We start from the raw sequence: 24,570 nt of genomic DNA, 5'->3' as shown, positions 1-24,570 counted from the left end.
ACCCGCTGAGTCGGCGGCGCCTGCTTCGCGGGTGAACCCGCTCCCACAGGTACTGCACAGGATTTGAGATCTGTGCGGGCCTCTGTGGGAGGGGGTGAACCCGCTCCTACAGGTGCTGCACAGGATTCGAGATCTGTGCGGGCCTTTGTGGGAGCGGGTTCACCCGCGAAGAAGCCAACACCGACCAGCAGCCAGGCCTGACTCCGCCTGCAAGGCAAGGTAAACTTGCCGCCTTCGCAGGAGTTGCCATGAACTATCGTCACGCCTTCCACGCCGGCAACCACGCCGACGTCCTCAAACACATCGTGCTGACCCGCCTCATCGCCCTGATGTCGCGCAAGGAGCAGCCGTTCGCCTACATCGACACCCACGCAGGGCTTGGTCTGTACGACCTGCACGGCGACCAGGCAAGCCGCACCGGCGAGTACCTGGAAGGCGTCGCCCGCCTGTGGAACTGTGATGACCTGCCGGCCATGGCTGACGACTACCTGCGTATCATCAAGCGCCTGAACGCCGACGGCGAGCTGCGTTATTACCCGGGTTCGCCCGAGTTGGCCCGCCGCCTGATGCGCCAGCAGGACCGTGCCCTGCTCAACGAGAAGCACCCCGAAGACGGGCCGCTGCTCAAAGAGAACATGAAGAAAGACCCGCGCGTAACGGTGCACCTGGGCGAAGGCTGGCATGTGCCGCGCGCCTTGCTGCCAGTACAGGAAAAACGCGCGATCATGCTGATCGACCCGCCGTTCGAGCAGGCCGACGAGCTCAAGCGCTGCACCACTGCCATGAAAGAAGCGATTGGTCGCATGCGCCAGACCGTCGCGGCCATCTGGTACCCGATCAAGGACCAGCGCTCGCTGACCCGCTATTACCAGGACCTGACCAGCACCGGCGCACCGAAACTGCTGCGAGTCGAGCTGTATGTGCATCACCAGGACAGCCCGCAGGGACTCAATGGTTCGGGCCTGGCCATCGCCAACCCGCCGTGGGGGCTGGAAGAAGAGCTCAAAGAGCTGCTGCCGTGGTTGGCCAAGGAGCTGGCGCAGACCGCCGGTAGCTACCGCATGGACTGGCTGATCGCCGAGTAGTCCTGTGGGAGCGGGTTTACCCGCGAACACCGGCAACGCCGGTGCCATCCACCGCGTTGCCTGCTTCGCGGGTGAACCCGCTCCCACAAGGGGGCGGTGTGCCCCCAATGTTTGCGTTATAATCCCGCCCTTTAGTCGCCACCCGCCCAAGCGGCCGCTGGCGCATTTCTACCGAATGAAGAGGCTAATCCCTTGGCATTGACGATTCTTGGCCTGTCCGGCGCCCTTAGCCATGACCCTTCCGCGGCCCTGTACATTGACGGCAAGCTGATTGCCGCCGCCGAAGAAGAGCGCTTCGTGCGTGACAAGCATGCGAAGAACCGCATGCCCTACGAGTCGGCGAAGTTCTGCCTGGAGCAGGCAGGCATCAAGCCATCCGACGTCGACGTGGTAGCCATCCCGTTCGCCCCGATCAGCCTGTTCGGCAAGGCGCGCTGGCACTATGCCAAGCGCTACTGGTACGCCCCGGATCGCGCCCTCGACGCCATCCTGATGGGCAACCGTCGCTACAAGCGCTACCGCAAAAAGATCGTCTGGTGCCTGGAGCAGCTGGGCTTCGACCCGAAAAAGGTCAAGATCGAGCCGGTCGAGCACCACCTGGCCCACGCCTCCAGCGCCTACCACTGCTCGGGCTTCAAGGAAAAAACCGCCATTCTCGGCATCGACGGTAAGGGCGAGTACGCCACCACCTTCTTTGGCTACGGCGAAAACGGCAAGATCCACAAGATCAAGGAATTCTTCGACCCGGACTCGTTGGGCGGCCTGTACGGTGCCATCACCGAGTTCCTCGGCTTCGAGATGCTCGACGGCGAGTTCAAGGTCATGGGCATGGCGCCGTATGGCGACGCCAGCAAATACGATTTCTCGCGCCTGGCCAGCTTCGAAAACGGCGAGCTGGTGATCAACACCGAGTACGCCAACGTCATCGGCCTGCGCCGCTATAAAGAGAAGGGCAAGGGTTTCTACTTCTCGCCGAAGCTGATCGAATGGCTGGGGCCCAAGCGCGAAGGCGACATCGCCGACGAGCCGTACATCCATTACGCGGCCAGCATGCAGGCGCTGTTCGAGAAGCTGGCGCTGCAGATGATCGACCACTACCTGGGCGACACCCTGCGTGAAACCGGCAAGCTGGCTTTCGCGGGCGGTTGCGCGCTGAACGTCAAGCTCAACCAGAAGATCATCGCCCGCCCGGACGTGAAAGAGCTGTTCGTGCAGCCGGCTTCCGGCGACGCCGGCACTGCCGTGGGTGCCGCAGCCTATGTGTCCCACGCCCGTGGCGTGCCGGTCGAGAAGATGGAGCACGTCTACCTCGGCCCTTCGTACTCCAACGAAGACGTGATCGCCGCCTGCGCCCGTCACCCGGACCAGCCGAAGTGGCGCAAGCTCGACAACATGCCAGAGCAAATCGCCAAGATCATGGTCGACGGCAACCCGGTGGCCTGGTTCCAGGGCCGCATGGAGTTCGGCCCGCGTGCCCTCGGTGGCCGTTCGATCATCGGCTGCCCGAGCGTTGAAGGCGTGGCTGACCGCATCAACCACCAGATCAAGTTCCGCGAACGCTGGAGACCGTTCTGCCCGTCGATGCTCGATACCGTCGCCCCGCAGATGATCAAGGTCGACCACCCGGCGCCGTTCATGACCTTCACCTTCGAAGTGGCTGAAGAGTGGAAAACCCGCGTGCCGGAAGTGGTCCACGAGGACGGCACCTCGCGTGCCCAGGTGCTCAAGCGCGAGTACAACCCGCGCTACTACGACATGATGAAGGCGCTGGAAGACCTGACCGGCAACGGCGTGTCGCTGAACACTTCGCTTAACCGCCGTGGCGAGCCGATGATCTGCTCGCCGACCGACGCCCTGAACATGTTCTTCGGCTCGGACCTGCAATACCTGATCATGGAAGACATCCTGGTCGTGAAGGACGGCGCCGCCGCCTATGACCAGCCGCTCTGAACCGCGCATCCTGCAGTTCTGCCATGGCTATGACGGGCCTTTCCTGGATTGCGCCCGTCAGTACGCCAGCCTGTTTCAGGGGCGTGGCTACCAGGTCACCACGGTGTTCCTCACCGGCGCGGCCGACCCGCAGGTAGCGGCCGGCTGTGCATCGGACGAGGTACTGTTCCTGGAGTTCAGCTCCAAGGCCGTGCGTGGCCTCAAGCTTGGGGCGATCCGCGCGTTGCGGCGGATCGCGGCCGAGCGCAATTTCGCCTTCTGCATCGCCCACCGCTTCAAGCCGATCTACGTGGCCTTGCTGGGTACCGGCCTGCCGGTGGTCGGTGTGCACCATGCCTTCGGTGACTACCAGCGCAAGGGGCGGCGCCTCTTCGCCAACCTCTTCAGCAAGCGCCTGAGCCTGCTCGGTGTGTCGGACGCGGTGCGTGACGACATGCGCCGTTGCCTGCCGCAGTGGCCGGCCGAGCGCATCCAGACCCTGTACAACCGCATCGACATCGGCGCCCTGCAAGCGGCCCTGGTGTCGCGTGCCGAGGCGCGCCGGGTGCTGGGCCTGGATGCACAGGCGTGGATCGTCGGCAACGTCGGGCGCCTGCACCCGGACAAGGACCAGGCCACCCTGTTGCGTGGTTTTGCCCAGGCGCTGCCAGGGCTGCCGGCCGGTGCCCGCCTGGCGATCCTCGGCAAGGGCCGCCTTGAAGACAAGCTCAAGGCACTGGCCGCCGAGCTGGGCATTGCCGGGCAGGTGGACTTCCTTGGCCAGGTGCCGGATGCGCGCCGCTACTTCCAGGCCTTCGATGTGTTTGCCCTGAGTTCCGACCACGAGCCGTTCGGCATGGTTCTGCTCGAAGCCATGGTGGCCGGTGTGCCGGTGCTGGCCACGGCCTGTGGCGGCGCCCGTGAAGTGGTCGAGGGCGTGGGTGTGCTGTTCCCGCTCGGCGATGCCGCGCAACTGGCCCAGGGCTTGAAGCACATGGCTGTCCTGAGTGCCGAGCAGCGCGAAGTGTGTGCCCAGCGCATGCTGCAGCGCCTGCACGAGCGCTTCTCTGATCAAGCGGTGCGCGAGGCCTTCTGGCAGCTGCCGCAAGTGCGTGCGCTGGTGGGGCAGGCCTGATGTTCAATCGTATCCAGGCTTTCCGTGAACGCGGTTGGCAAGTTATCGACGCCAAGGCCTATGCCCAGGCGTGGGCCCGCTTTGGCGGCAGCGTCGCCACCCACCCGCTGGTGGTCGAGCAACTGGCTGACCTGGCCCAGATCCCGGTGCGTTACCTGGGCTGGCATCAGGCGGGCGAGCTCAAGGCTGCGATTCCGACCTGGGGCCGCCACCTGGCGCTGTCCAAGGACGTGCTCAAGCGCGCTGGCAAGAAAGCCCTGTTCGACCTTGGCAATGCCGAAATCATCCTGCCGGCGGCGGCCGATGCTGCCGCCCCGTTGCGCCATACCGTGCGCTACCTGTCCGAACTGAACCAAGGCCGTTTCAGTGGCCTCAAGGCGCAGAAGGAACAGCTGGCCATGGCCCGGGCACATGAAGACCTGTCGAAGAAGTTTCGCTACAACCAGCGCCGCGAACTGCGCCTGCTGGAAGAGGCGGGCGGTGTGGTGCGCCCGATCGGCGACTTCAGCGCGCAGGAAATCGCCAGCATGTACTGCGACCTGTTCCAGCGCCGCTGGGGCTTCCCGGCCACTGGTGCCGAGCGCATGGCCGATGTGCTGGAGCGCCTGCGCGAGCTGCTGATTGGTTCGGTATTGCTGCTGGACGGCAAGCCGATTGCCATCCAGCTGGTGTACCGCGTCGAAGCGCCGGAATGGATCAGCGTCGAGTACATCAATGGCGGTGTCGACCCTGAAACCAAGGCCTTCAGCCCGGGCAGCGTGTTGAGCTTCCTCAACACCCAGGCCGCCTGGGAAGACGCCCGTGCGCGCAACAAGCCGCTGCGGTTTTCGTTCGGCCGTGCCGACCGCGAGTACAAGGACCGCTGGTGCAACCCCGTGCCGGTGTATCAGGCGTGAGTCGCAAGCAGCAGTTGCTCAAGCGCCACCGGCGCAACAAGCGCCTGGGCCTGCTGGCAGGCCTGGTAGCGCTGGTCGCCCTGGGCGTATTCAGCTGGTGGTGGTTGCCACTGCTGCTGTTGCCGCTGCTGTGGGCCGCCCATGAAGCCTGGTTCGCCGACCACCTGTTCTATGCGCCAGGCGAAGACTACGCCTACGACTTCGGCGAGCAGGCGCGACCGGCTGCTGCCAGCCTGCACGCCGGTGTGCTCAAGGCCGACTGCACGTTGCAGGGCGATGAAACCCTGATCCTTGAACTGCAGGTAAAAAGCAGCTGGCTGGGGCGTTTCCTCGACCCGCGGGTCGAGCTGCTGGCTGGCGAGCAGGCAGACCGGCAAACCTTCGAGCGAGGCGTCGATGGCCTGCGCTTTCTCAACCTGACAGGCCTGGCAGCGCCGCTGCAGGCGGGCACGTTGCGCCTGCGCGGCCGGCATTGCCGGCTGGCAGGTCAGCCGCGCCTGTGGATAACACCAGCGGTCGAGCTGCAGCGGCGCCGGGTGATGGTGATTGCCCCGCATGCTGACGACGCCGAGCTGGCCGCCTATGGCCTGTACAGCCAGGCTGACGAAACCTGGGTGGTAACCCTGACCGCCGGTGAAATTGAGGCCGAGCACTATCAACAGATGGGCCTGGCCAAGGCCGAGGCTGCCCGCCTGAAAGGCCGTCTGCGCGCCTGGGACAGCATCGCCGTGCCGCGTTGGGCCGGTGTGCCGGAGTCACGCTGCGTGCAGCTGGGCTACTTCTGCCTGCAGTTGCCGGCCATGCAGGCGGCGCCCGACCAGCCTGCGGCGTCCCGCGAGGCCGACATGGCCGATATCCGCCCGTTCCGCCAGTTCAACCCGTTCCCGCTGCCGGCCGATCAGGATGGTGCCCCCACCTGGCACAACCTGCTGGCAGACCTGCGCGCGCTGCTGGAAATGGCCAGGCCCGAGGTGCTGGTGATGCCGCACCCGCAGCTCGACCCGCACCCAGACCACATCTGCGCCCAGGCCGCCGTGCTTGAGGCTTTGCAGGGCCTGGCCTGGCAGCCGAAAACGCTGCTTTGCTATGCCAACCACCTGCACGACAACGACCGCTGGCCGATGGGCGACAGTGGCGATGGCGTGGCCTTGCCACCGCAGTTGAGCGCAGCCCAGGCTTGGGCACCGTGCAGCCTGGTGCTGGACCTGGCCACCCAGCATGACAAGGCCATGGCCCTGGGCATGATGCACGACCTGCAGCCGCCCGCCCCGTTCAAGCGCCGCCTGCGCCGGTTGCTGCAACGCTGGCTGGCCGGGCGCCGCCCGTCGCCTTACGGGGAGAACGAGTTCTTCCGCAAGGCGGTGCGCCGGCACGAGCTGTTCTGGCGGCGTGAGCTGTAAACCTGACCGCGATGGCGCAGAGCGCCCAAGGAACGTAATGAAAGTCCTATTTCTGGTACAGAAGGAGCAGCGGGCGATTCTCGACCGCCTGTACGACGGCGTCGCGGCCAACTGCGAATGCGACCTGCGCTGGCTGACCAGCGAAGACCAGCGCAACCTGCGCCGCTATTTCAAGCGTGAGGTACAGGTCGAGCGCTACGACCGCATCGTGTTCTTCCTGCGCTTCAAGCAGGAGATCCGCCAGGTGGCGTTCATTCGCACTGTGCCGAACCTGGTCATTCTCGAGCACGACGCCTACCAGAACTACATCCCGTGCAAATATACCGGCAAGTTCAGTGCCCATTACCGGCAGTTGCCCTGGGCGCGGGTGATCAGTTCCGGCTACATGGTCAGTGAGCGCCTGCGCCAGGAAGGTTTCGACGCGGTGTTCGTGCCCAAGGGTTATGACGAGCAGTTGCTGGCCGACCAGGGGCGCGAGCGTGATATCGAACTGGCCTTCGTCGGCAGTGTCAACAGCGTGGCCTACAGCGGTCGCAAGGCGCTGCTGGACGAGTTGGGGCAAGTCGAGAATCTGCTGGTAACCCGCACCAAGTCGGGTGAGGACTACTGCAACACGCTCAACCGTATCCGGTTCTTCGTCAGTGCCGATGTCGGCATGGGCGAGTACATGATCAAGAACTTTGAAGCCATGGCTTGTGGCTGTGTATTGCTGGCGTACGACCAGGGCGAAGAAGAAAACCGTGCGCTGGGCCTGCAGGACATGCACAACGTGGTGTTCTATGACACCATCCCGACCCTTCAGGCAAAGCTCCGGCGCTTGCGCGCGGAACCTGAACTGGCGCGGCAGATCGCAGAAAATGGCCGCCACCTGGCGGTTTCCCGTTTCAGTTTCGGCGCAGTTGGACGTAGCATCGTCGACCACATGCGCCCGGCACTCAGGCCCCACCCGCCATTGTCAGCATGGCAGCGGCTGCGCCTGAAGCTGGGCATCTAACATAAGCGCTTTCGCGCCCAGGAGCGGGTGTAGAGAGCCGATAGTCGCAATGCGGAGGGAGTCCGGTGCGCTTTTCAAATGAGAGTGACGTCACGCTCGTCGTGACCAGTTGTGGGCGGTTCGACCTGCTCAAAGACACCCTTGAGAGTTTCGATCGCTACAACACGGCGCCCATCCGCGAGGTATTCATCACTGAAGATTCCGGTGACGATGCTGTGCATGGCGCTGTGCCGGAGCACTGGAAACCGTACTGCAAGGTGTTCGTCAACCGGCCCAAGCTGGGCCAGTTGCCGTCTATCGACCTGGCTTACAGCCACGTCAAGACGCCGTACATCTTCCACTGCGAGGACGACTGGCACTTCTATCGCCAGGGCTTTGTCGAGGATTCGCAGGCCATTCTGGCGGTAAGCCCCAACCTGCTGCAGGTGTGGCTGCGCAGCCATGCCCATGACCTGGCTGTTCACAGCCCATACATCCACTTGGGCGATCGCCAGGTGATTGCTGGCGTGCCGTGCTACCCATTGCTGTCGGACAAGGCGGAATGGCAGGCGTTTTCGTTGAACCCCGGCCTGCGTCGTTTGAGCGATTACCAGCGCTGCGCGCCATTTGCCGCCTATGCTGGAGAGAAGGCGCTTTCCCGACGCTACGCTGAGTTAAATCTGACAGCGGTCACCTTGGAGGGTGATGCAGTATTGCACACTGGATTTGGTAATCACGTGACCTTGCCTATTGAAGTAGAGCGTAAGGCCAAGCGTCGTCAACGTGATCGTATAAAGCTGGCATTGACGCTGGTGACGGGTGCCTTGATCGGCATGGGTATCACCATTTTTGTTCAATGAAGTCGCTGTCCCACCTGACATGAGCGGGAGAGGGCCCATGAACATCGTCAATATGATGTGGGCGGGTGGAACGCCGTATGTGTCCATCCACAAAGTTCATCGGCAGGTATTGTCCAACGCGGGTGCCGATGCCCGAATCAGTAACTGGCTACTGCTGGGAAGCGGGCTCTGCTGTGGGCTTGGCTCGACCCGGGAGTGGCACATGCCGTCGCGTGCACTGAAAGGTCGCCACTTGTGGCGCCTGCTGCGGCCGTGGCTGCGCATGCGCTTGCGCAAGGCGCTGACCGAGGCCAGGGCTGAAGTCGTCCTGCTCGACGGCATTGGCGTTGCACGCCTGGTATTGCCGCTGTTGCAGAGCATTCCCGAGCTGCGGGCCAAGGTGTTGTTCCACGGCAAGACGCGGCTGAACGGCGGCGATATCCGCCTGTTGCGCATGCTTGCGCCTGAGCGCCTGAGTATTGCAGCGGTGTCGCAGACGTTGGCCGAGTCGCTGGAGCGTGACCTGGGCAGGCCGGTGCAAACCTTGCGTATGGCGCTTGACCCGCTGGCGTTCGTCGAGCCGTTGCGCAGCCGGGAGCAGGCCAGAAAGGCGCTGCAGTTGCCTCAGGATGCCGCTGTGATGCTCGGTGCGGTAGGGCGCCTGGTGGAAAGCAAAGGCTTTGAAATGCTGATCGAGGCCTTCGCCAAGGCCAGTGCGCGACAGCCAGGCTTGCAGCTGGCGATCATTGGTGAAGGCCCCCAGCACGCCGTGCTGGAAGCGCGAATCGATGCACTGGGCCTGGCGGGGCGAGTTCATCTGCGCGGTTACCGCGAAGACTTTCAGCAACTGTATCGGGCGTTCGACTGGCTATTGGTGCCTTCGCGTTCAGAAGGCCTGGGGCTGGTGGTGCAAGAGGCGGTGATGGCCGATGTGCCGGTGGTCTGCAGCGACCTGCAGGTGTTTCGCGAGCAATTGCGGGACACCGGCGGCTATCTGCCTGTTGCCGACGAGGGCGCCTGGGCCGAGGCGATTGAGCATTGCGCGGCGCTCAATGCCTCGGCGGTAGCCGCCAGGCAGCGCCAGGCACTGGCGCCGGAACAGGCTTGGCAAGCCTTCTGCAACGGTTCGCAAAGCCTGTTGCGCAACTGACGTTCAGCGTGCCAGCAGGGCCGCCTCGAACGCAGCGAGGGGGAACCGGTCGCCCAGGTTCTCCCGCTCGATGTAGCGCACCATATGCTGCACATTGCGTCGAATCATGCGCGCCGACAGCGGCGGACGCAGGAAGCGCATGTCGGCCACGTCGATCAGGCCCAGGCGTTGGTCGGGGGTGACCACCACGTTGCCCAGGTGCAGCGAACGGAAGTACACACCGCTGCGGTGCAGCTGGCGAATCAGCTCGACCAGGCGCGGCAGGTAAATATCCCAACTGAAACCTTCATCGCGTGACATCTGCAGCAGCGTGCGCCCGGGCAGCGGGCGATAGAGCACGGCGGTGCGCCCTGGCAGGTCGAGCTTGTGCTGGCTGATGACCTCGAGGGTGGGGATGCCCAATTGCGCCAGGCGCGCGGCATTATCGACGAAGCGCTGCGAGTAGGGGCGCAGCAGCGCAGATGAAATCAGCCTTTTCCTACGAAAAACCTTGAGGAAATTTCCATCTGCAAGCAGGTAGACTTTGGCGCCATGGCTATCCGCCTCAAGCACCTGTGCGCCAAGTGTCAGCTGATCGAAGTCGACCTGGGTGAGCCGGGAGCATTGCATGAATAGAGCCTTGTCGTCTGGCGAACAAAATGACCGGCAATAATGCCGAAAATAATGCGGTAGCACCATGGATGGTGTGTTTGATTCATCGGGGAGGAAGGATGTTGTATCAAAAAGACTGGGCGCGGGCCTGGTTGGGGTTCGGTCTGGTCTGGTTCCTGGCGGCGATTGCCCTGGCGCCAAGCAACAAGCTCTATCAGCAAGGCCTGGTGTTGTTCCTGTGGTTGCCGACGCTGGTGTTGGCGTGGTCTGCCCGTAGCGTGCTGGTGCAGGCCTGCAAGCGCCAGCCGGCCTTGTGGGGGAGTGTGCTGTTGCTGATGGTGTGGAGCGGGGTCACCCTGGCCTGGTCGGCGACAGAAGACCCGGGTCGTGAACTCAAGCGCATGCTCTATATCCTGGTGTTCCTGCTGGCGTTCCCGCTGCTGGCCCAGTTGGGCCAGGCTCAGATACGTCGGTTGTTGCGCATGGGCAGCGCACTGTTGGCGCTGGCTGCCTTGATGTCGATCATTTACCTCTACGGTTTCAAGGGCTTCCCGTTGATCGCCCGGCTGACGGGGATCGGCGAAATTGCACACCCGATCCTGGGGGCTTATGTGATCGGCGCGGCGGTGCTGCTGATGCTCTACGACCGGCCAACGCATCGTGCAGCGCAGCTGGGCTGGGCGGCGGCGCTGGCTTGCCTGGGGGCGTTCGTTATCCTCAGCCAGAGCCGTGGTGCGGTGCTGGCGCTGGTGCTCACCGTGGTGATTGCGCCACTGTGGTACCGCGACCGGCACAGCCGGCTGTTTTCGCTGCTGGCGGTGGTCGCCACCGGGCTGGCGTTTTTCGCGATGTACAATGTCATCGCGCAGCGAGGCTCTTCCTTCCGTCCAGAAATTTTCGGCGCCGTCATCAACATGATTTCGCAACACCCCTGGACGGGGTTGGGGATGGGCAGCCCTTATGTCGTGCAGGCCTCAGGCTTGCAGTTTGATCATTCCCACAACATGTTCACCCACGTTGCGCTGGAGGTGGGGTTGCCCGGGATGCTGCTGTGGGTGGCCGTGTGGCTGTATACCCTGGCTGAAATCGTCCGCGCCCGCGGCACGCTGTTCGGCAAGATCCTGCTCGGTTTGTGGGTGTATTCGACCCTGGCCATGCAGTTCGACGCCGCCAGCCTCACCGGTACGCCGCGTGCCGAGTGGTTCATCAGCTGGCTGCCGGTGGGCCTTGCCATGATGCTGCCATGGGGGCGTGCCGAAAATGGCGCCTGTGGTAAAATTTCCGGTTCAACCTGAACAGCGAGCTCGATAATGGCCGAAACACCGCGACCGGCGGAGCACACCTCCAGCCTGAAGATCTACTTCCGGCTGCTGAGCTATGTGAAACCCTATGTCGGCATTTTCCTGCTGAGCATTGTCGGTTTTGTGATCTTTGCCTCGACCCAGCCGATGCTGGCCGGCATTCTCAAGTACTTCGTCGATGGGCTGAGCAACCCCGAAGCGGTGTTGTTCCCCAACGTTCCCTACCTGCGCGACCTGCAATTGCTGCAGGCAGTGCCGCTGCTGATCATCCTGATCGCGGCCTGGCAGGGTCTGGGCTCGTTCCTCGGCAACTACTTCCTGGCCAAGGTTTCCCTGTGCCTGGTGCACGACCTGCGCGTGGAGTTGTTCAACAAGCTGCTGGTGTTGCCTAACCGCTACTTTGACAACCACAACTCCGGGCACCTGATTTCGCGTATTACCTTCAACGTGACCATGGTTACCGGTGCTGCCACCGATGCCATCAAGGTGGTGATCCGCGAAGGCCTGACCGTGGTGTTCCTGTTCGCCTACCTGCTGTGGATGAACTGGCACCTGACCCTGGTGATGGTCGCCATTTTGCCGGTGATCGCGGTAATGGTCAGCGTCGCCAGCAAGAAATTCCGCAAGCAGAGCAAGAAGATCCAGGTGGCCATGGGCGACGTTACCCACGTGGCCTCGGAAACCATCCAGGGTTACCGCGTGGTCCGCAGCTTCGGTGGCGAGGCCTACGAGCAGCAGCGTTTCGGCAAGGCCAGCCAGAGCAACACCGACAAGCAGCTGCGCATGACCAAGACCGGCTCGCTGTACACGCCGATGCTGCAGCTGGTGATCTACAGCGCCATGGCCGCCTTGATGTTCCTGGTGCTGTTCCTGCGAGGCGAGTCCACTGCCGGTGACCTGGTGGCCTATATCACTGCAGCGGGCCTGCTGCCCAAGCCGATTCGCCAGCTTTCGGAAGTCAGCTCGACCATCCAGAAGGGCCTGGCCGGTGCCGAAAGCATCTTCGAGCAACTGGACGAAGCGCCCGAAGTGGATACCGGCACTGTCGAGAAGGAGCGCGTGGACGGGCGCCTGGAGGTACGTAACCTCAGCTTCACCTACCCGGGTACCGAACGTGAAGTGCTGAGTAACATCAGCTTCACCGCCGAACCTGGGCAGATGATCGCCCTTGTTGGCCGTTCCGGCAGCGGCAAGTCGACACTGGCCGCGCTGATCCCGCGCTTCTATCACCACGACCAGGGGCAGATCCTGCTCGACGGCGTGGAGATCGAGAACTACCGCCTGCGCAACCTGCGTCGGCATGTTTCGCAGGTGACCCAGCACGTCACCCTGTTCAACGACACCGTGGCCAACAACATCGCCTATGGCGACCTGGCTGGCGCCCCACGCGCAGACATCGAAGCCGCTGCGGCCGATGCCTATGCCAAGGAGTTCGTCGACCGCCTGCCGAAGGGCTTCGATACCGAGGTGGGTGAAAACGGTGTGTTGCTTTCCGGCGGCCAACGCCAGCGCCTGGCCATTGCCCGCGCGCTTTTGAAAAACGCGCCGCTGCTGATCCTCGACGAAGCCACCTCGGCGCTGGATACCGAGTCCGAGCGGCACATCCAGGCGGCGCTGGACCACGTGATGCAAGGCCGCACCACACTGGTGATCGCCCACCGGCTGTCGACCATCGAGAAGGCCGACCAGATCCTGGTCATGGACCAGGGCCGTCTGGTCGAGCGCGGCACGCATGCCGAGCTACTTGCGGCTAATGGCCATTATGCCCGCCTGCATGCCATGGGCCTGGATGAGCCGACCAAGGCTGATATCACCTGAACCCTCCTTGATCGGGGCCGTCATGGCCCCGATTGTCACGGGAATTTTCCGGGGATGATCTGGCCGTAAAGCCGTCGACTACCCTGTGCTAATATCCTGCCCCTGTTCATTATTTCCATATGGGTTGCCCATGAAGTTGTCCATGCCGCGTTTCGATCAAGCCCCGGTACTGGTGGTCGGCGATGTCATGCTCGACCGCTACTGGCATGGCGGTACTTCGCGTATCTCGCCTGAAGCGCCAGTCCCGGTGGTCAAGGTCGATCAGATCGAGGATCGCCCCGGCGGCGCGGCCAACGTTGCCTTGAACATTGCCGCGCTGGGTGCGCCGGCTTCGCTGGTCGGTGTCACCGGCCAGGACGAAGCTGCCGACAGCCTGGCCAACAGCCTGCAGGCTGCTGGCGTGCGCTCGGTGTTCCAGCGCATCGCGCACCAGCCGACCATCGTCAAGTTGCGGGTCATGAGCCGTCACCAGCAACTGCTGCGCATCGATTTCGAAGAGCCGTTCGCCACCGACCCGCTGTCACTCGCCACTGAAGTCGACAGCCTGCTCGAAGGCGTCAAGGTGCTGGTCCTGTCCGACTACGGCAAGGGCGCACTGAAGAATCACCAGAGCCTGATCCAGACAGCGCGGGCCAAGGGCATTCCGGTGCTGGCCGACCCGAAGGGCAAGGATTTCTCCATCTACCGCGGCGCCAGCCTGATCACCCCTAACCTCAGTGAGTTCGAGACCATTGTCGGCCGGTGCGCCGATGAGGCCGAACTGGTCGCCAAGGGCCTGCAACTGCTGCAGGACCTGGACCTGGGGGCTTTGCTGGTCACCCGTGGCGAGCATGGCATGACCTTGCTGCGCGTTGGCCAGCCGGCGCTGCACCTGCCAGCGCGGGCACGTGAAGTGTTCGATGTGACCGGTGCCGGCGACACCGTCATCTCTACCCTGGCCGCAGCCATTGCCGCTGGCGAGGACCTGCCCCACGCGGTGGCCCTGGCCAACCTGGCAGCGGGCATCGTGGTCGGCAAGCTGGGTACCGCTGCCATCAGCGCCCCTGAGCTGCGCCGTGCCATCCAGCGTGAGGAAGGCTCCGAGCGCGGTGTGCTGGGCCTGGAGCAACTGCTGCTGGCCATTGATGACGCACGGGCGCACAAAGAGAAGATCGTCTTCACCAACGGCTGCTTCGACATCCTGCATGCCGGTCACGTGACCTACCTGGAGCAGGCGCGGGCGCAGGGTGATCGCCTGATCGTCGCGGTCAACGACGATGCTTCGGTCAGCCGCCTGAAAGGGCCGGGCCGGCCGATCAACAGTGTTGACCGGCGCATGGCCGTGCTGGCGGGGCTGGGCGCAGTGGACTGGGTAATCAGCTTCCCGGAAGGCACCCCGGAAAACCTGCTGAGTCAGGTCAAGCCGGATGTGCTGGTAAAGGGTGGCGATTATGGCATCGACCAGGTGGTGGGTGCCGATATCGTCAAGGCCTATGGCGGTACCGTGAAGGTGCTGGGGCTGGTCGAGAACAGCTCGACTACTGCCATTGTCGAGAAGATCCGCAAGCACTGATCGAACGCTTTTTTTTGACCTTCACGGGCCCCTGTAGGAGCGGCCTTGTGTCGCGAAAGGGCTGCACAGCAGCCCCGGCTGTTTGTGCCATCTACGCTGAAGACCTGGGGCTGCTGCGCAGCCCTTTCGCGACACAAGGCCGCTCCTACAGGGGGCGCGCAAGCCCAGGAATATCACTTGTGCAGTGAAGTGCGAGCCCGCTCCAGCAACGCCCGCGCCTTGTCGCCAAAGCGTTGTAAGTGCGACGCCCGCACCGGCTTGCTCTCCACCAGCCCCTGCTGCTTCACCCAGTCCTTCCAGCGTACCCGCTCGTCTGTCACCACCCAGCCTTCCTGCCGGGCAAAGCTTTCGGCCAGGTACAGCCCCCGCGTACTCGCCGGCACCAGCTCGTCCTTCTTCAGCGTGTACAGCTCTGCCAATGGCTGGCCGTCCTTCAACGGCATCAGGTACAGGTCGGGCCGCTTGCGGTTGAGCCGTGCCACCAGTTGGTCGCCCTCCAGCCGCTCATCAACGTGGAACAGGCTGAGCTTCTTGGCCTCCCTTGGCACCTGCAGGCGCATGTCGTAGATCAGTTGCAACGAAGCGGTAGGCAAGTGCACATAGGCCCGTGGCCGCTCCAGCAGCATCAGCTTGCCGCAGTGCACCGGGCGGGCGGCGCCGGACTCTGGGGCCAGCACGAAATGCGGGGTTTCGCGGTAGTGCAGGGCGGCGGCGTACGGCACCGGCAGCCAGGTGTCATTGAAGCGGCCACCCAGCCAGCCCTCTGGGGTTTCCAGCAGGCATTCCTCGGCCACTTCCTGCACCGCCGTATGCAGCGGCAGGTTCAGCTCCTGCGCCGGTACATAACCGGAAATCAGTTTCAGCACCACATCGCCGCGATCTTGCCGGCGCTGGCGCACCAGCACCCAGTAATCGCGGTTCTGCCAATTCAGCGTCAGGCGCACCGACACGCCCAGGTTGGCCAGTTCGACCACAAAGCGCTGCGCGTCGGGCAGCTGGATGGCTTTGCGCCGCTGCTGGGTCTGGGCAAAGTTCAGCGGCATGCCGATACTTTGGTAGATAAGGCCTTCGGGCGTGGCCTCGACATGCAGGGGCAGTGTCTTGAAGTTGCTCGGGTTCTTGCGGATCAGCGTTCGCGCCACGAGGCTCCTCCTTGCGTCGGGTCAGTTTCCTGGCCCTCGGGCCAGGGGTAACTCAGTGCCGGCCCAGGATGCGGGCGACGGTGGCCACGTTGTGGGCCAGGTGCAGCGGGTTGATGGTGCCGACGATAGCACTGCTGACGCCCGGGTGGGCGAACAGCAACTCGAAGCTGGCCTGCACCGGGTCAACGCCCGGCGCCAGGCAGATATGTCCACTGGCCAGGGCCTTCTTCACCAGAATGGCCTTGCCGTGCTCGGCAGCGTAGTCCAGCACCGGGCGTTCTGCCTGCTCATTGAGGTTGTAGGTGACCATGGCGCAGTCGCCTTGCTCCAGCGCCTTGAGGCCGCCGGCGACGGTTTTGCCGGACAGGCCGAAGCCAAGGATCTTGCCCTCCTGCTTGAGTTCGGCCAGGGTCTGGTAGACCTCTTGCTGTTCAAGAATGGCCAGGTCATTGCCGTCGGAATGCACCAGCACCAGTTCGATGCGGTCGGTTTCCAGGCGGCGCAGGCTGCGTTCCACCGAGCGGCGGGTGTGGGCGGCACTGAAATCGAAGTGCGACAGGCCGTTGTCGAACTCTTCGCCGACCTTGCTCACGATCACCCATTCGTCGCGCTGGCCGCGCAGCAGCGGGCCCAGGCGTTCTTCGCTACGGCCGTAGGCCGGGGCGGTGTCGATCAGGTTGATGCCCAGTTCGCGGGCCTGGGCCAGTAGTAGACGGGCGTCTTCATCGTCGGGGATGGTGAAGCCGTTAGGGTATTTGACGCCTTGGTCGCGGCCCAGTTTGACAGTGCCCAGGCCCAGTGGCGAAACCGCGAAGCCAGTGCTGCCCAGCGGCCGGTGGAAGTCGTGCAGGGTCGGCAGGCTCATGGCAACAGTTGCTCCCAGGCCGGTACGCCCAGTGGCGGGCGTGGCAGGCCGGCCAGCTCGGCGTGTGCCTGCGGGCGAATGCCGTCGCGCTCCAGGTGGCTGATCACCCGGTCGCTGAAGTCCGGTGCCAGTGCCAGTTTGGTCGGCCAGCCAACCAGCAGGCGTTGCTGATCGGCAAGGAAGGCGTTGTCCGGGCGCACCAGGCCCGATTGCGCAGGCTCGGCGCGGTCGACCCGCAAGGTCGCCCAATGTATCTGGCTTTGGTCGACCCACGGCAGCAGGCTGGCGATTTCCTTCTGTGCAGCAGCAATTTGCGCCGCCGGTTCGCGGGCAACGCCATCGGCTTCGGCCAGGTCGCCGCCCAGGTACCAGACCCATTGGCCATCGGCGGCCGGGTGGGTGGTAATGGTAACCCGCGGTTTCGGCCCGCCGCCCAGGCAGTGCGCGTACAGCGGCTTTAGGTTGGCACCCTTGGCCAGCACCATGTGCAGCGGGCGGGTTTGCATGGCCGGCTGGTTCAGGCCCAGGGCATGTAGCAGGTCAGCGGTGCCGGCACCGGCGCTGAGGACGATGCGCTGGGCACGGATGTCACGGCCATCGACCCGCAGGCCGACCAGTTCGTCGCCCTCGCGCAGCGGCTCGATGTGTTCACCGGCCAGCAGGCTTTCGCCGGCCAGCTCGGCCAGGTTGGCCAGCAGGCTGGGTACGTCGATGACCAGTTCGGCCAGGCGATAGACCTTGCCCTTGAAGGCGCGGTCTTGCAGCGCGGGAGGCAGTTGCTCGCCTTTCACCTGATCGACCCGGCCGCGCACGGCCTTGCTGGCGAAGAAGCTGGTGAGGTTGCCGGCGAGGGTGCCTGGCGACCACAGGTAGTGGGCATCGGACAGCAGGCGGGTGCGGGTCAACTCCAGCTCACCGCTGCCGCTCAATGCCTCGCGCCAGCGGCGCGGCATGTCGGCGATGGCTTCCGAGGCACCGGTCAGCGCGCCGTGCAAGGCGTACTTGGTACCGCCATGGATGATGCCTTGCGACTTGATGGTCTGCTCGCCGCCAAGGCTGGCGCGCTCTACCAGCACTGTCGAGTAGCCCAGGCGACGCAAGCGGGCATTGAGCCAGAGGCCTGCGACCCCGGCGCCGACGATCAACACGTCAGTGGAAATGGCAGATGGCATGGCGGTACCTCGAAGACTGGGACAGCTGGCAAGTATACAGGGTCAGGCATGGGAGGGATTGTGAGAGGGCTGACAGGTGGCTGCCTTGAGGTTTATTGCGCCTGTGAGATCGCGCGCCGCCCGCGCGGCGCTCGATCTCACAGGCGCTGAAACCTCAAGGCAAACCTCTCAATGCCCAGCGGTCTTCGAAAACAGCTGAATCACCACCACCCCACCCACAATCATCGCCATCCCCAGCATCGCCGGCACATCCAGCTTCTGCCCGTAGACCACCAGCGCCGCCACGCTGATCAGCACAATCCCCAGCCCCGACCAGATGGCATAGGCAATGCCCACCGGAATGCTGCGCACCACCAGGGTCAGCATCCAGAACGCAATGCCATAGCCCACCACCATCAACAGCAGCGGCAATGGCGTGCTGAGGCCTTTTACCGCTTTCATCGAGGCAGTGGCGATGACTTCGGCGCAGATGGCAATGGCGAGATAGGTATAGGCATTCATGGCGGGTTCCTCCGGTTACTGGGCGGGCATTCTAGACCTAACCTGGATGGGGTAAAGTCATTACCTATCAAATACGGAGATAGGCAGATGGCCGAGCAGTGGAACCTTGAACAGCTGCGCACCTTTCTGCGCGTTGCAGAACTGCGCTCGTTCTCTGCTGTGGCCCGCGAGCAGCGCAAGGCGCAGTCGGCGATCAGCAATGCCATCGCCCTGCTGGAAACCGACCTGGGCGTTACCCTGTTCGAGCGCAGCAGTGGCCGGCAGCCGAAACTGACCGAAAACGGCAGCGCGCTGCTGGAGGATGCCCGTGAACTGTTGCGCCAGTGCGAACGCCTGGATGGCCGTGCGCTGGCGCTGATGCGCGGGCAGGAGGCCTTGCTGCGGGTGGCACAGGACGAAGCCATGCCCTACCAGCCGGTCATCGACAGCCTCGATGAGCTGGCCAGCCGCTACCCGTTCCTGGAGGTGCAGTTGGCCAGCGGTGCCCAAGGCGATGTGGCGCGCAAGCTGGTCGAGCGACGCGCCGACCTGGGGCTGTTCTTTCATCACGAAAGCATCCCCGCGTCGCTGGAGCGGCGCGCCCTGGGCAGCGTGGAAATGGTCACAGTGTGCGCGGTCGACCACCCGCTGGCGGGCGAGGGCCGGGTGACGCGTCAGCAGTTGGCCCGCCACCGTCAGTTGTTGATTACCCCGCAACAAAGCGGCTACCCCGGCGGCGAAGCGGTCAGCCCGCAGGTATGGCGTGCCGACAGTTTCTACGCCATGGCCGAACTGCTGATGCGCGGCCTTGGCTGGGCCTGGTTGCCACGGCACGTGGTGCAGTACCCGACTTACCAGGCACACATGGTCGAACTGGACAGCGAATGGCGCCCGCCGGCGCTGGTTGCGGAGCTGGCCTGGCGCCGTGATGAGCCACTGGGCCCTGCCGCGCAGTGGCTGGCCGAGCGCTTTGCAGTGCACCTGCGCGCGATCGGGTAAACTCCGCTGCCATGAACAGAACCCTCTACACCTTGCTGTTTCACTTGGGCCTGCCGCTGGTCGCGCTGCGCCTGTACCTGCGCGCGCGTAAGGCGCCGGCCTATGGCCAGCGCATTGCCGAGCGTTTTGCCTTCAAGCTGCCGGCCATGCGCCAGGGCGGTATCTGGGTGCATGCGGTATCGGTCGGCGAAAGCATTGCCGCTGCACCTATGGTGCGTGCCTTGCTCAAGGCCTACCCCGAGCTGCCGATCACGCTCACCTGCATGACACCCACCGGTTCCGAGCGCATTCGCGCCATGTTCGCTGACGAACCGCGCGTGCAGCATTGCTACCTGCCCTACGATCTGCCTTGGGCGGCGGGGCGTTTTCTCGACCATGTGCAGCCAAAGCTGGGCATCATCATGGAAACCGAGCTGTGGCCCAACCACATCCATCAGTGTGCCAAACGCGGTATTCCAGTGGCGCTGGCCAATGCGCGTTTGTCCGAGCGATCGGCCCGTGGTTATGGGCGCTTCGCCAGGTTGACCCGGCCGATGCTGGCAGAGATGAGCCTGATTGCCGTGCAGACGGAAACCGAGGCGCAGCGCTTCCGTGATCTGGGGGCGCGTCCTGAGTGCGTGCAGGTCACCGGTTCGATCAAGTTCGACCTGAAGATCGATGAGCAACTACTACCCCGTGCCAAGGCGTTGCGTGCGCAGTGGGGAGCGCAGCAGCGACCGGTGTGGATTGCGGCCAGCACCCATGAAGGTGAGGACGCGTTGGTTCTGCAGGCGCACCGGCAGTTGTTGCAGGTGCATGGTGATGCGTTGCTGATCCTGGTACCGCGCCACCCCGAGCGCTTCAACGCGGTGCATGCGCTTTGCAGCGAACAGTTCACGACCGTGCGCCGCTCTGCCAGCGCGCCGGTCGATGCGCAGACGCAGGTACTGCTTGGCGACACCATGGGCGAGTTGCTGTTCCTTTACGCCTTGGCCGACATTGCCTTTGTCGGCGGTAGCCTGGTGGCAACCGGTGGTCACAACCCGCTGGAGCCGGCGGCACTGGCTTTGCCGGTGATCATGGGGCCGCATGTGTTCAACTTCCTTGAAATCAGCGCGATGTTGCGCGAGGCAGGGGCGTTGCAGCAGGTGGACGATGCCGACGGGCTGGCCGGGGAAGTGCGGCGCTTGGTCGAGTTGCCGCAGGATGCGCAGCGCATGGGCGAGGCGGGCAGGGCGGTGATGCAGGCCAATCAGGGGGCGTTGCAGCGCTTGCTCGATGGGCTGGGTGCGCTTATCCGCTGAATGCTGTGTGGCCTTCTTCGCGGGTGAACCCGCTCCCACAGGGATCGCACAGGCCTGAGGGCGCTGATGAACCTGTGGGAGCGCGTTTACCCGCGAAGAAGCCAACATCAATCTCAGGGGCGGCGCTCGAAGTTCTTGGCGGCAGCTGCAGCCAGGTCCGGCGGCAGGAAGTCCTTGTCCGGGTTGTAGTCCGGTTTCAAGTAGCGCTTGAGGTCCTGCAGGTCTTGCGGGCTCAGCGTACCGGCGGCCTGCTTCAGGCTCAGGTTATCGAGGATGTAGTCGTAGCGGCTGTTGTTGTAGTCGCGCACCGAGGTGTACAGCTGGCGCTGGGCATCAAGCACGTCGACGATATTGCGGGTACCGACCTGGTAGCCGATTTCGGTGGCTTCCAGTGCGCTCTGGTTGGAGATGATCGACTGCTTGCGCGCCTGCACCTGCTCCACATCGGTGTTCACTGCACGGTGCAGGTTGCGGGTGTTTTCCACCACCTGGCGGCGCAGGCTTTCACGCTGCTGCTCGCTCTGGCTCAGGCGCTGGTAGGCTTCGCGTACCTGCGAGCTGGTCAGGCCGCCGCTGTAGATCGGGATGTTCAGTTGCAGGCCGACGCTGGTCTGCTCGACATCGCCGCTGTAACGCACACCCAGTTGTGAAGGGTTGGTGAAGCCGAGGCTGTCGTTGTCGCCTTTCTGGTACTTGGCCACCGCATCCAGAGTGGGTGCATGGCCCGCCTTGCGCTGGCGCAGCGTTTCTTCGGCGGCGGACACCGCATAGTTGGTGGCCAGCAGGTTAAGGTTCTGGCGCCCGGCGGTTTCGACCCAGGCCTTGGCGTCGTTGGGCGTAGGTACCAGCACCGGCAAGGTGTGGACCACGCCCTGAATCGAGCTGTACTCGCGGTTGGTCAGGGTTACCAGGGCCTCGAAGGCATCCTGGACCTGGCGCTCGGCGATGATCCGGTTGGCCCGGGCGGTGTCATAGCTGGCCTGGGATTGCAGCACATCGGTCTTGTCGGAAAGGCCCACGTCGAAACGTTCGTTGGACTGGTCCAGCTGGCGCTTGAAGGCCGCTTCTTCGGCTTTGGTTGCCGCCAGGTTGTCCTGCGCCCGCAGCACGGCGAAGTAGTTCTGCGCGGTTTGCAGTATCAGGTTCTGCTCGGTGGCCGACAGTTCAAGTGCCGCTTGTTCATTGACCGCCTCGGCAGCCTGCAACTGGAACCAGCGGTCTGCGCGGAAAATCGGCTGGGCCAGGGTGGCACTCCAGGAATTGCCGCTGCGGTTGGAGGTGATGGACGGCTCATCCAGCTTGGTGCGCGTGTTCATCATCTCGGCACCCGCCGACAGATTGGGCAGTAGCCCGGCCCGGGCCTGCGGCACCACTTCGCGGCGGGCGCCGTAATCGGCACGCGCCGCCGCCAGGTCAGCGTTGTTGTCGACCGCTTCCTGGTAGACGCTGACCAGGTCGGTCTTGACTGTTGGGGGCACGTCCGCTGCCCAGACCACTCCGTTGGACGCACAAGACACGGCTATCGCCAGTGAGAGTTTGCGCAGCATAGAGGCAATCCTTGTACGAAATTGAATTACTGAACTGTTGAGTATCGAGCGATGCGCCAGTGTAGTGCCATGCGCCCCCGGCAACAATCGCTGGGTGTGCCTTTCATCATCCGCGCATTTACCCGCTTGGCTTTGCCGACCACTCCAGTCTAGACTGCGCAGGTTCTTGTCGGGGTGCCTTGAAGCAAAGGCTGAGATCGCAGAGGTGCGGATCCCGTTGAACCTGATCAGGTTAGCGCCTGCGTAGGGAACAAGATTGCTCACCTTCCCGGGGAGCCTCTTGTGCCAGGTCCGGGATTGTCACAGCTGCATGCAGCTTCAGGCACCCCCGTATCCGGCACTGCACTCATCAATGGGTGCGTCCGCGCCATTCAGGTTCACCCCCGACATTCCACTGCTAGGAAGCCGTCTGGAGAGCCTGTGATGACCAAACAAGAAAAAGCGATCAACCTCAGCGAATCGGCACAAGTCGATCAGCAGTCCGTGCAACCGTTCCGCCGTTCGCGCAAGATCTACGTCGAAGGCTCGCGCCCGGACATCCGCGTGCCCATGCGCGAAATCAGCCTGGACGATACCCCGACCGATTTTGGTGGCGAAACCAACGCCCCGGTACTGGTCTACGACACTTCCGGCCCGTACACCGACCCTAACGTGATCATCGACGTGCGCAAGGGCCTGGGCGATGTGCGCTCGGCCTGGATCGAAGCCCGTGGTGACACCGAGCGCCTCGACGGCCTGAGCTCGGACTTCGGCCAGCAGCGCCTGAACGATGCCGAACTGGCCAAGCTGCGCTTTGCCCACGTGCGCAACCCGCGCCGGGCCAAGGCCGGCGCCAACGTCTCGCAGATGCACTACGCCCGCCAGGGCATCATCACTGCCGAGATGGAGTATGTGGCCATCCGCGAAAACATGAAGCTGCAGGAGGCCCGCGCTGCCGGCCTGCTGAATGAGCAGCACGCCGGCCACAGCTTCGGTGCCAACATCCCGAAAGAAATCACCCCCGAGTTCGTCCGCGAGGAAGTCGCCCGTGGCCGCGCGATCATCCCGGCCAACATCAACCACCCGGAAGTGGAGCCGATGATCATCGGCCGCAACTTCCTGGTGAAGATCAACGGCAATATCGGCAACAGCGCCCTGGGCTCCTCGATCGAGGAAGAAGTGGCCAAGCTGACCTGGGGCATCCGCTGGGGTTCGGACACGGTCATGGACCTGTCCACCGGCAAGCACATTCACGAAACCCGCGAGTGGATCATCCGCAACTCGCCGGTGCCGATCGGTACCGTGCCGATCTACCAGGCCCTGGAAAAGGTCAACGGCGTGGCCGAAGACCTGACCTGGGAGCTGTTCCGCGACACCCTGATCGAGCAGGCCGAGCAGGGCGTGGACTATTTCACCATCCACGCCGGGGTGCTGCTGCGCTATGTGCCGCTGACCGCCAAGCGCGTGACCGGCATCGTCAGCCGGGGTGGCTCGATCATGGCCAAGTGGTGCCTGGCGCACCACAAGGAAAACTTCCTGTACACCCACTTCGACGAAATCTGCGAAATCATGAAGGCCTACGACGTCAGCTTCTCGCTGGGTGACGGCCTGCGCCCTGGCTCGATCGCCGACGCCAACGACGCTGCGCAGTTCGGTGAGCTGGAAACCCTCGGCGAGCTGACCAAGATCGCCTGGAAGCACGACGTGCAGTGCATGATCGAAGGCCCTGGCCACGTGCCGATGCAGCTGATCAAAGAGAACATGGACAAGCAGCTGGAGTGCTGCGACGAGGCGCCGTTCTACACCCTCGGCCCACTGACTACCGACATTGCCCCAGGCTATGACCACATTACCTCGGGCATTGGTGCGGCGATGATCGGCTGGTTCGGTTGCGCCATGCTCTGCTATGTCACGCCCAAGGAGCACCTCGGCCTGCCGAACAAGGATGACGTCAAGACCGGCATCATCACCTACAAGATCGCCGCGCATGCGGCCGACCTTGCCAAGGGGCACCCGGGCGCGCAGATCCGCGACAACGCCTTGTCCAAGGCGCGTTTCGAGTTCCGCTGGGAAGACCAGTTCAACCTTGGCCTGGACCCGGACACCGCGCGTGCCTACCACGACGAAACCCTGCCGAAGGAATCGGCCAAGGTCGCGCACTTCTGCTCGATGTGCGGGCCGAAGTTCTGCTCGATGAAGATCACCCAGGAAGTGCGTGAGTACGCCGCCAGGATCGAGACGGTGGACGTGTCGGTCGAAGAGGGCATGCGCGAGCAGGCCGAGCGGTTCCGCCAGGAAGGCAGCCAGCTGTACCACAAGGTGTAAGTGACTTTACATCTGCATTGAACCGGCTGGCCTCTTCGCGGGTAAACCCGCTCCCACAGGAAACCCACCGCCTTCAGCGTTGTGCGGTCCTGTGGGAGCGGGTTTACCC

Annotated in this window: 20 protein-coding genes and 1 riboswitch; of the genes, 14 read left to right on the top strand and 6 right to left on the bottom strand. The window is 63.7% G+C overall.

Going from position 1 to position 24,570, the window contains the following annotated elements; translation table 11 throughout:
* Positions 1-248 precede the first annotated feature (248 nt).
* From IAE39_RS19795 to IAE39_RS19760, 8 genes are all read left to right on the top strand, one after another.
* Positions 249-1,085, top strand: a complete 837-nt coding sequence (locus tag IAE39_RS19795; RefSeq protein ID WP_201205652.1) for a 23S rRNA (adenine(2030)-N(6))-methyltransferase RlmJ — start codon at positions 249-251, stop codon at positions 1,083-1,085.
* 192 nt (positions 1,086-1,277) lie between these two features.
* On the top strand, positions 1,278-3,035 hold the full coding sequence (locus tag IAE39_RS19790) for a carbamoyltransferase family protein (protein ID WP_201205651.1): 1,758 nt from the start codon (positions 1,278-1,280) through the stop codon (positions 3,033-3,035).
* Positions 3,019-4,149, top strand: coding sequence for a glycosyltransferase (locus IAE39_RS19785; RefSeq protein ID WP_201205649.1), 1,131 nt, complete (start codon positions 3,019-3,021; stop codon positions 4,147-4,149). The genes IAE39_RS19790 and IAE39_RS19785 overlap by 17 nt, the downstream gene beginning before the upstream one ends.
* On the top strand, positions 4,149-5,045 hold the full coding sequence (locus IAE39_RS19780) for an antimicrobial resistance protein Mig-14 (RefSeq protein WP_201205647.1): 897 nt from the start codon (positions 4,149-4,151) through the stop codon (positions 5,043-5,045). Before IAE39_RS19785 ends, IAE39_RS19780 begins: the two co-directional genes overlap by 1 nt.
* Positions 5,042-6,445, top strand: a complete 1,404-nt coding sequence (locus tag IAE39_RS19775) for a PIG-L deacetylase family protein (protein WP_201205645.1) — start codon at positions 5,042-5,044, stop codon at positions 6,443-6,445. Before IAE39_RS19780 ends, IAE39_RS19775 begins: the two co-directional genes overlap by 4 nt.
* 37 nt (positions 6,446-6,482) lie before the next feature.
* A complete protein-coding gene (locus IAE39_RS19770; protein WP_201205643.1) occupies positions 6,483-7,439 on the top strand; it encodes a glycosyltransferase family protein in 957 nt (318 codons plus the stop codon).
* 65 nt (positions 7,440-7,504) lie between these two features.
* Entirely contained in the window at positions 7,505-8,278 is a 774-nt protein-coding gene (locus IAE39_RS19765) for a glycosyltransferase family 2 protein (protein ID WP_201205641.1), read from the top strand.
* A gap of 37 nt (positions 8,279-8,315) precedes the next feature.
* Positions 8,316-9,407: a glycosyltransferase gene (locus IAE39_RS19760; protein WP_201205639.1), complete on the top strand. Its 1,092-nt coding sequence runs from the start codon at positions 8,316-8,318 to the stop codon at positions 9,405-9,407.
* Positions 9,408-9,410: 3 nt separating this feature from the next.
* On the opposite strand, the gene IAE39_RS19755 is transcribed toward IAE39_RS19760, so the two are convergent.
* Entirely contained in the window at positions 9,411-10,016 is a 606-nt protein-coding gene (locus IAE39_RS19755; RefSeq protein WP_201205637.1) for a toluene tolerance protein, read from the bottom strand.
* Positions 10,017-10,117: 101 nt separating this feature from the next.
* On the opposite strand from IAE39_RS19755, the gene IAE39_RS19750 reads away from it, so the two are divergent.
* The 3 genes from IAE39_RS19750 (at position 10,118) to hldE (ending at position 14,669) form a co-directional block, all read left to right on the top strand.
* Positions 10,118-11,293 (top strand): O-antigen ligase family protein, encoded by a 1,176-nt coding sequence (locus IAE39_RS19750; protein ID WP_201205635.1) that lies wholly within the window; start codon positions 10,118-10,120, stop codon positions 11,291-11,293.
* Between the two features lie 15 nt (positions 11,294-11,308).
* Positions 11,309-13,117 carry a lipid A export permease/ATP-binding protein MsbA gene (gene msbA / locus IAE39_RS19745; protein ID WP_201205633.1) on the top strand — a complete coding sequence of 603 codons (1,809 nt, stop codon included), beginning with the start codon at positions 11,309-11,311 and terminating at the stop codon, positions 13,115-13,117.
* Between the two features lie 130 nt (positions 13,118-13,247).
* A complete protein-coding gene (gene hldE, locus IAE39_RS19740) occupies positions 13,248-14,669 on the top strand; it encodes a bifunctional D-glycero-beta-D-manno-heptose-7-phosphate kinase/D-glycero-beta-D-manno-heptose 1-phosphate adenylyltransferase HldE (RefSeq protein WP_201205631.1) in 1,422 nt (473 codons plus the stop codon).
* A 173-nt stretch (positions 14,670-14,842) separates the two neighbouring features.
* Here the strand turns inward: hldE and IAE39_RS19735 are convergent, their stop codons facing one another.
* From IAE39_RS19735 to IAE39_RS19720, 4 genes are all read right to left on the bottom strand, one after another.
* Positions 14,843-15,811, bottom strand: coding sequence for a metal ABC transporter ATPase (locus IAE39_RS19735; RefSeq protein ID WP_201205628.1), 969 nt, complete (start codon positions 15,809-15,811; stop codon positions 14,843-14,845).
* A gap of 52 nt (positions 15,812-15,863) precedes the next feature.
* Positions 15,864-16,676 (bottom strand): aldo/keto reductase, encoded by an 813-nt coding sequence (locus IAE39_RS19730; protein ID WP_201205626.1) that lies wholly within the window; start codon positions 16,674-16,676, stop codon positions 15,864-15,866.
* Positions 16,673-17,848, bottom strand: coding sequence for an NAD(P)/FAD-dependent oxidoreductase (locus tag IAE39_RS19725; RefSeq protein WP_201205624.1), 1,176 nt, complete (start codon positions 17,846-17,848; stop codon positions 16,673-16,675). Before IAE39_RS19725 ends, IAE39_RS19730 begins: the two co-directional genes overlap by 4 nt.
* A gap of 168 nt (positions 17,849-18,016) precedes the next feature.
* A complete protein-coding gene (locus tag IAE39_RS19720) occupies positions 18,017-18,349 on the bottom strand; it encodes a DMT family transporter (protein WP_054887895.1) in 333 nt (110 codons plus the stop codon).
* 87 nt (positions 18,350-18,436) lie between these two features.
* Between IAE39_RS19720 and IAE39_RS19715 the strand changes: the two genes are divergently transcribed.
* Together IAE39_RS19715 and waaA are read left to right on the top strand one after the other, a co-directional pair.
* On the top strand, positions 18,437-19,327 hold the full coding sequence (locus tag IAE39_RS19715; RefSeq protein WP_201205622.1) for a LysR family transcriptional regulator: 891 nt from the start codon (positions 18,437-18,439) through the stop codon (positions 19,325-19,327).
* Positions 19,328-19,338: 11 nt separating this feature from the next.
* Complete coding sequence (gene waaA / locus IAE39_RS19710) at positions 19,339-20,610, top strand: lipid IV(A) 3-deoxy-D-manno-octulosonic acid transferase (protein ID WP_201205620.1); 1,272 nt, start codon at positions 19,339-19,341, stop codon at positions 20,608-20,610.
* 113 nt (positions 20,611-20,723) lie between these two features.
* Here waaA and IAE39_RS19705 read toward each other — a convergent pair whose 3' ends face one another.
* Positions 20,724-22,157 (bottom strand): TolC family outer membrane protein, encoded by a 1,434-nt coding sequence (locus IAE39_RS19705; RefSeq protein ID WP_201205618.1) that lies wholly within the window; start codon positions 22,155-22,157, stop codon positions 20,724-20,726.
* 160 nt (positions 22,158-22,317) lie between these two features.
* Positions 22,318-22,424: riboswitch (TPP riboswitch) on the top strand.
* Positions 22,425-22,580: 156 nt separating this feature from the next.
* On the opposite strand from IAE39_RS19705, the gene thiC reads away from it, so the two are divergent.
* Positions 22,581-24,461 (top strand): phosphomethylpyrimidine synthase ThiC, encoded by a 1,881-nt coding sequence (thiC, locus tag IAE39_RS19700; RefSeq protein WP_201205616.1) that lies wholly within the window; start codon positions 22,581-22,583, stop codon positions 24,459-24,461.
* Positions 24,462-24,570 lie beyond the last annotated feature (109 nt).

It is taken from the genome of Pseudomonas sp. S37, assembly GCF_016658545.1.
Lineage (GTDB): Bacteria > Pseudomonadota > Gammaproteobacteria > Pseudomonadales > Pseudomonadaceae > Aquipseudomonas.
The sequence above is the reverse complement of the archived record's forward strand: the minus strand, read 5'-3'. Positions and strand labels throughout refer to the sequence as shown.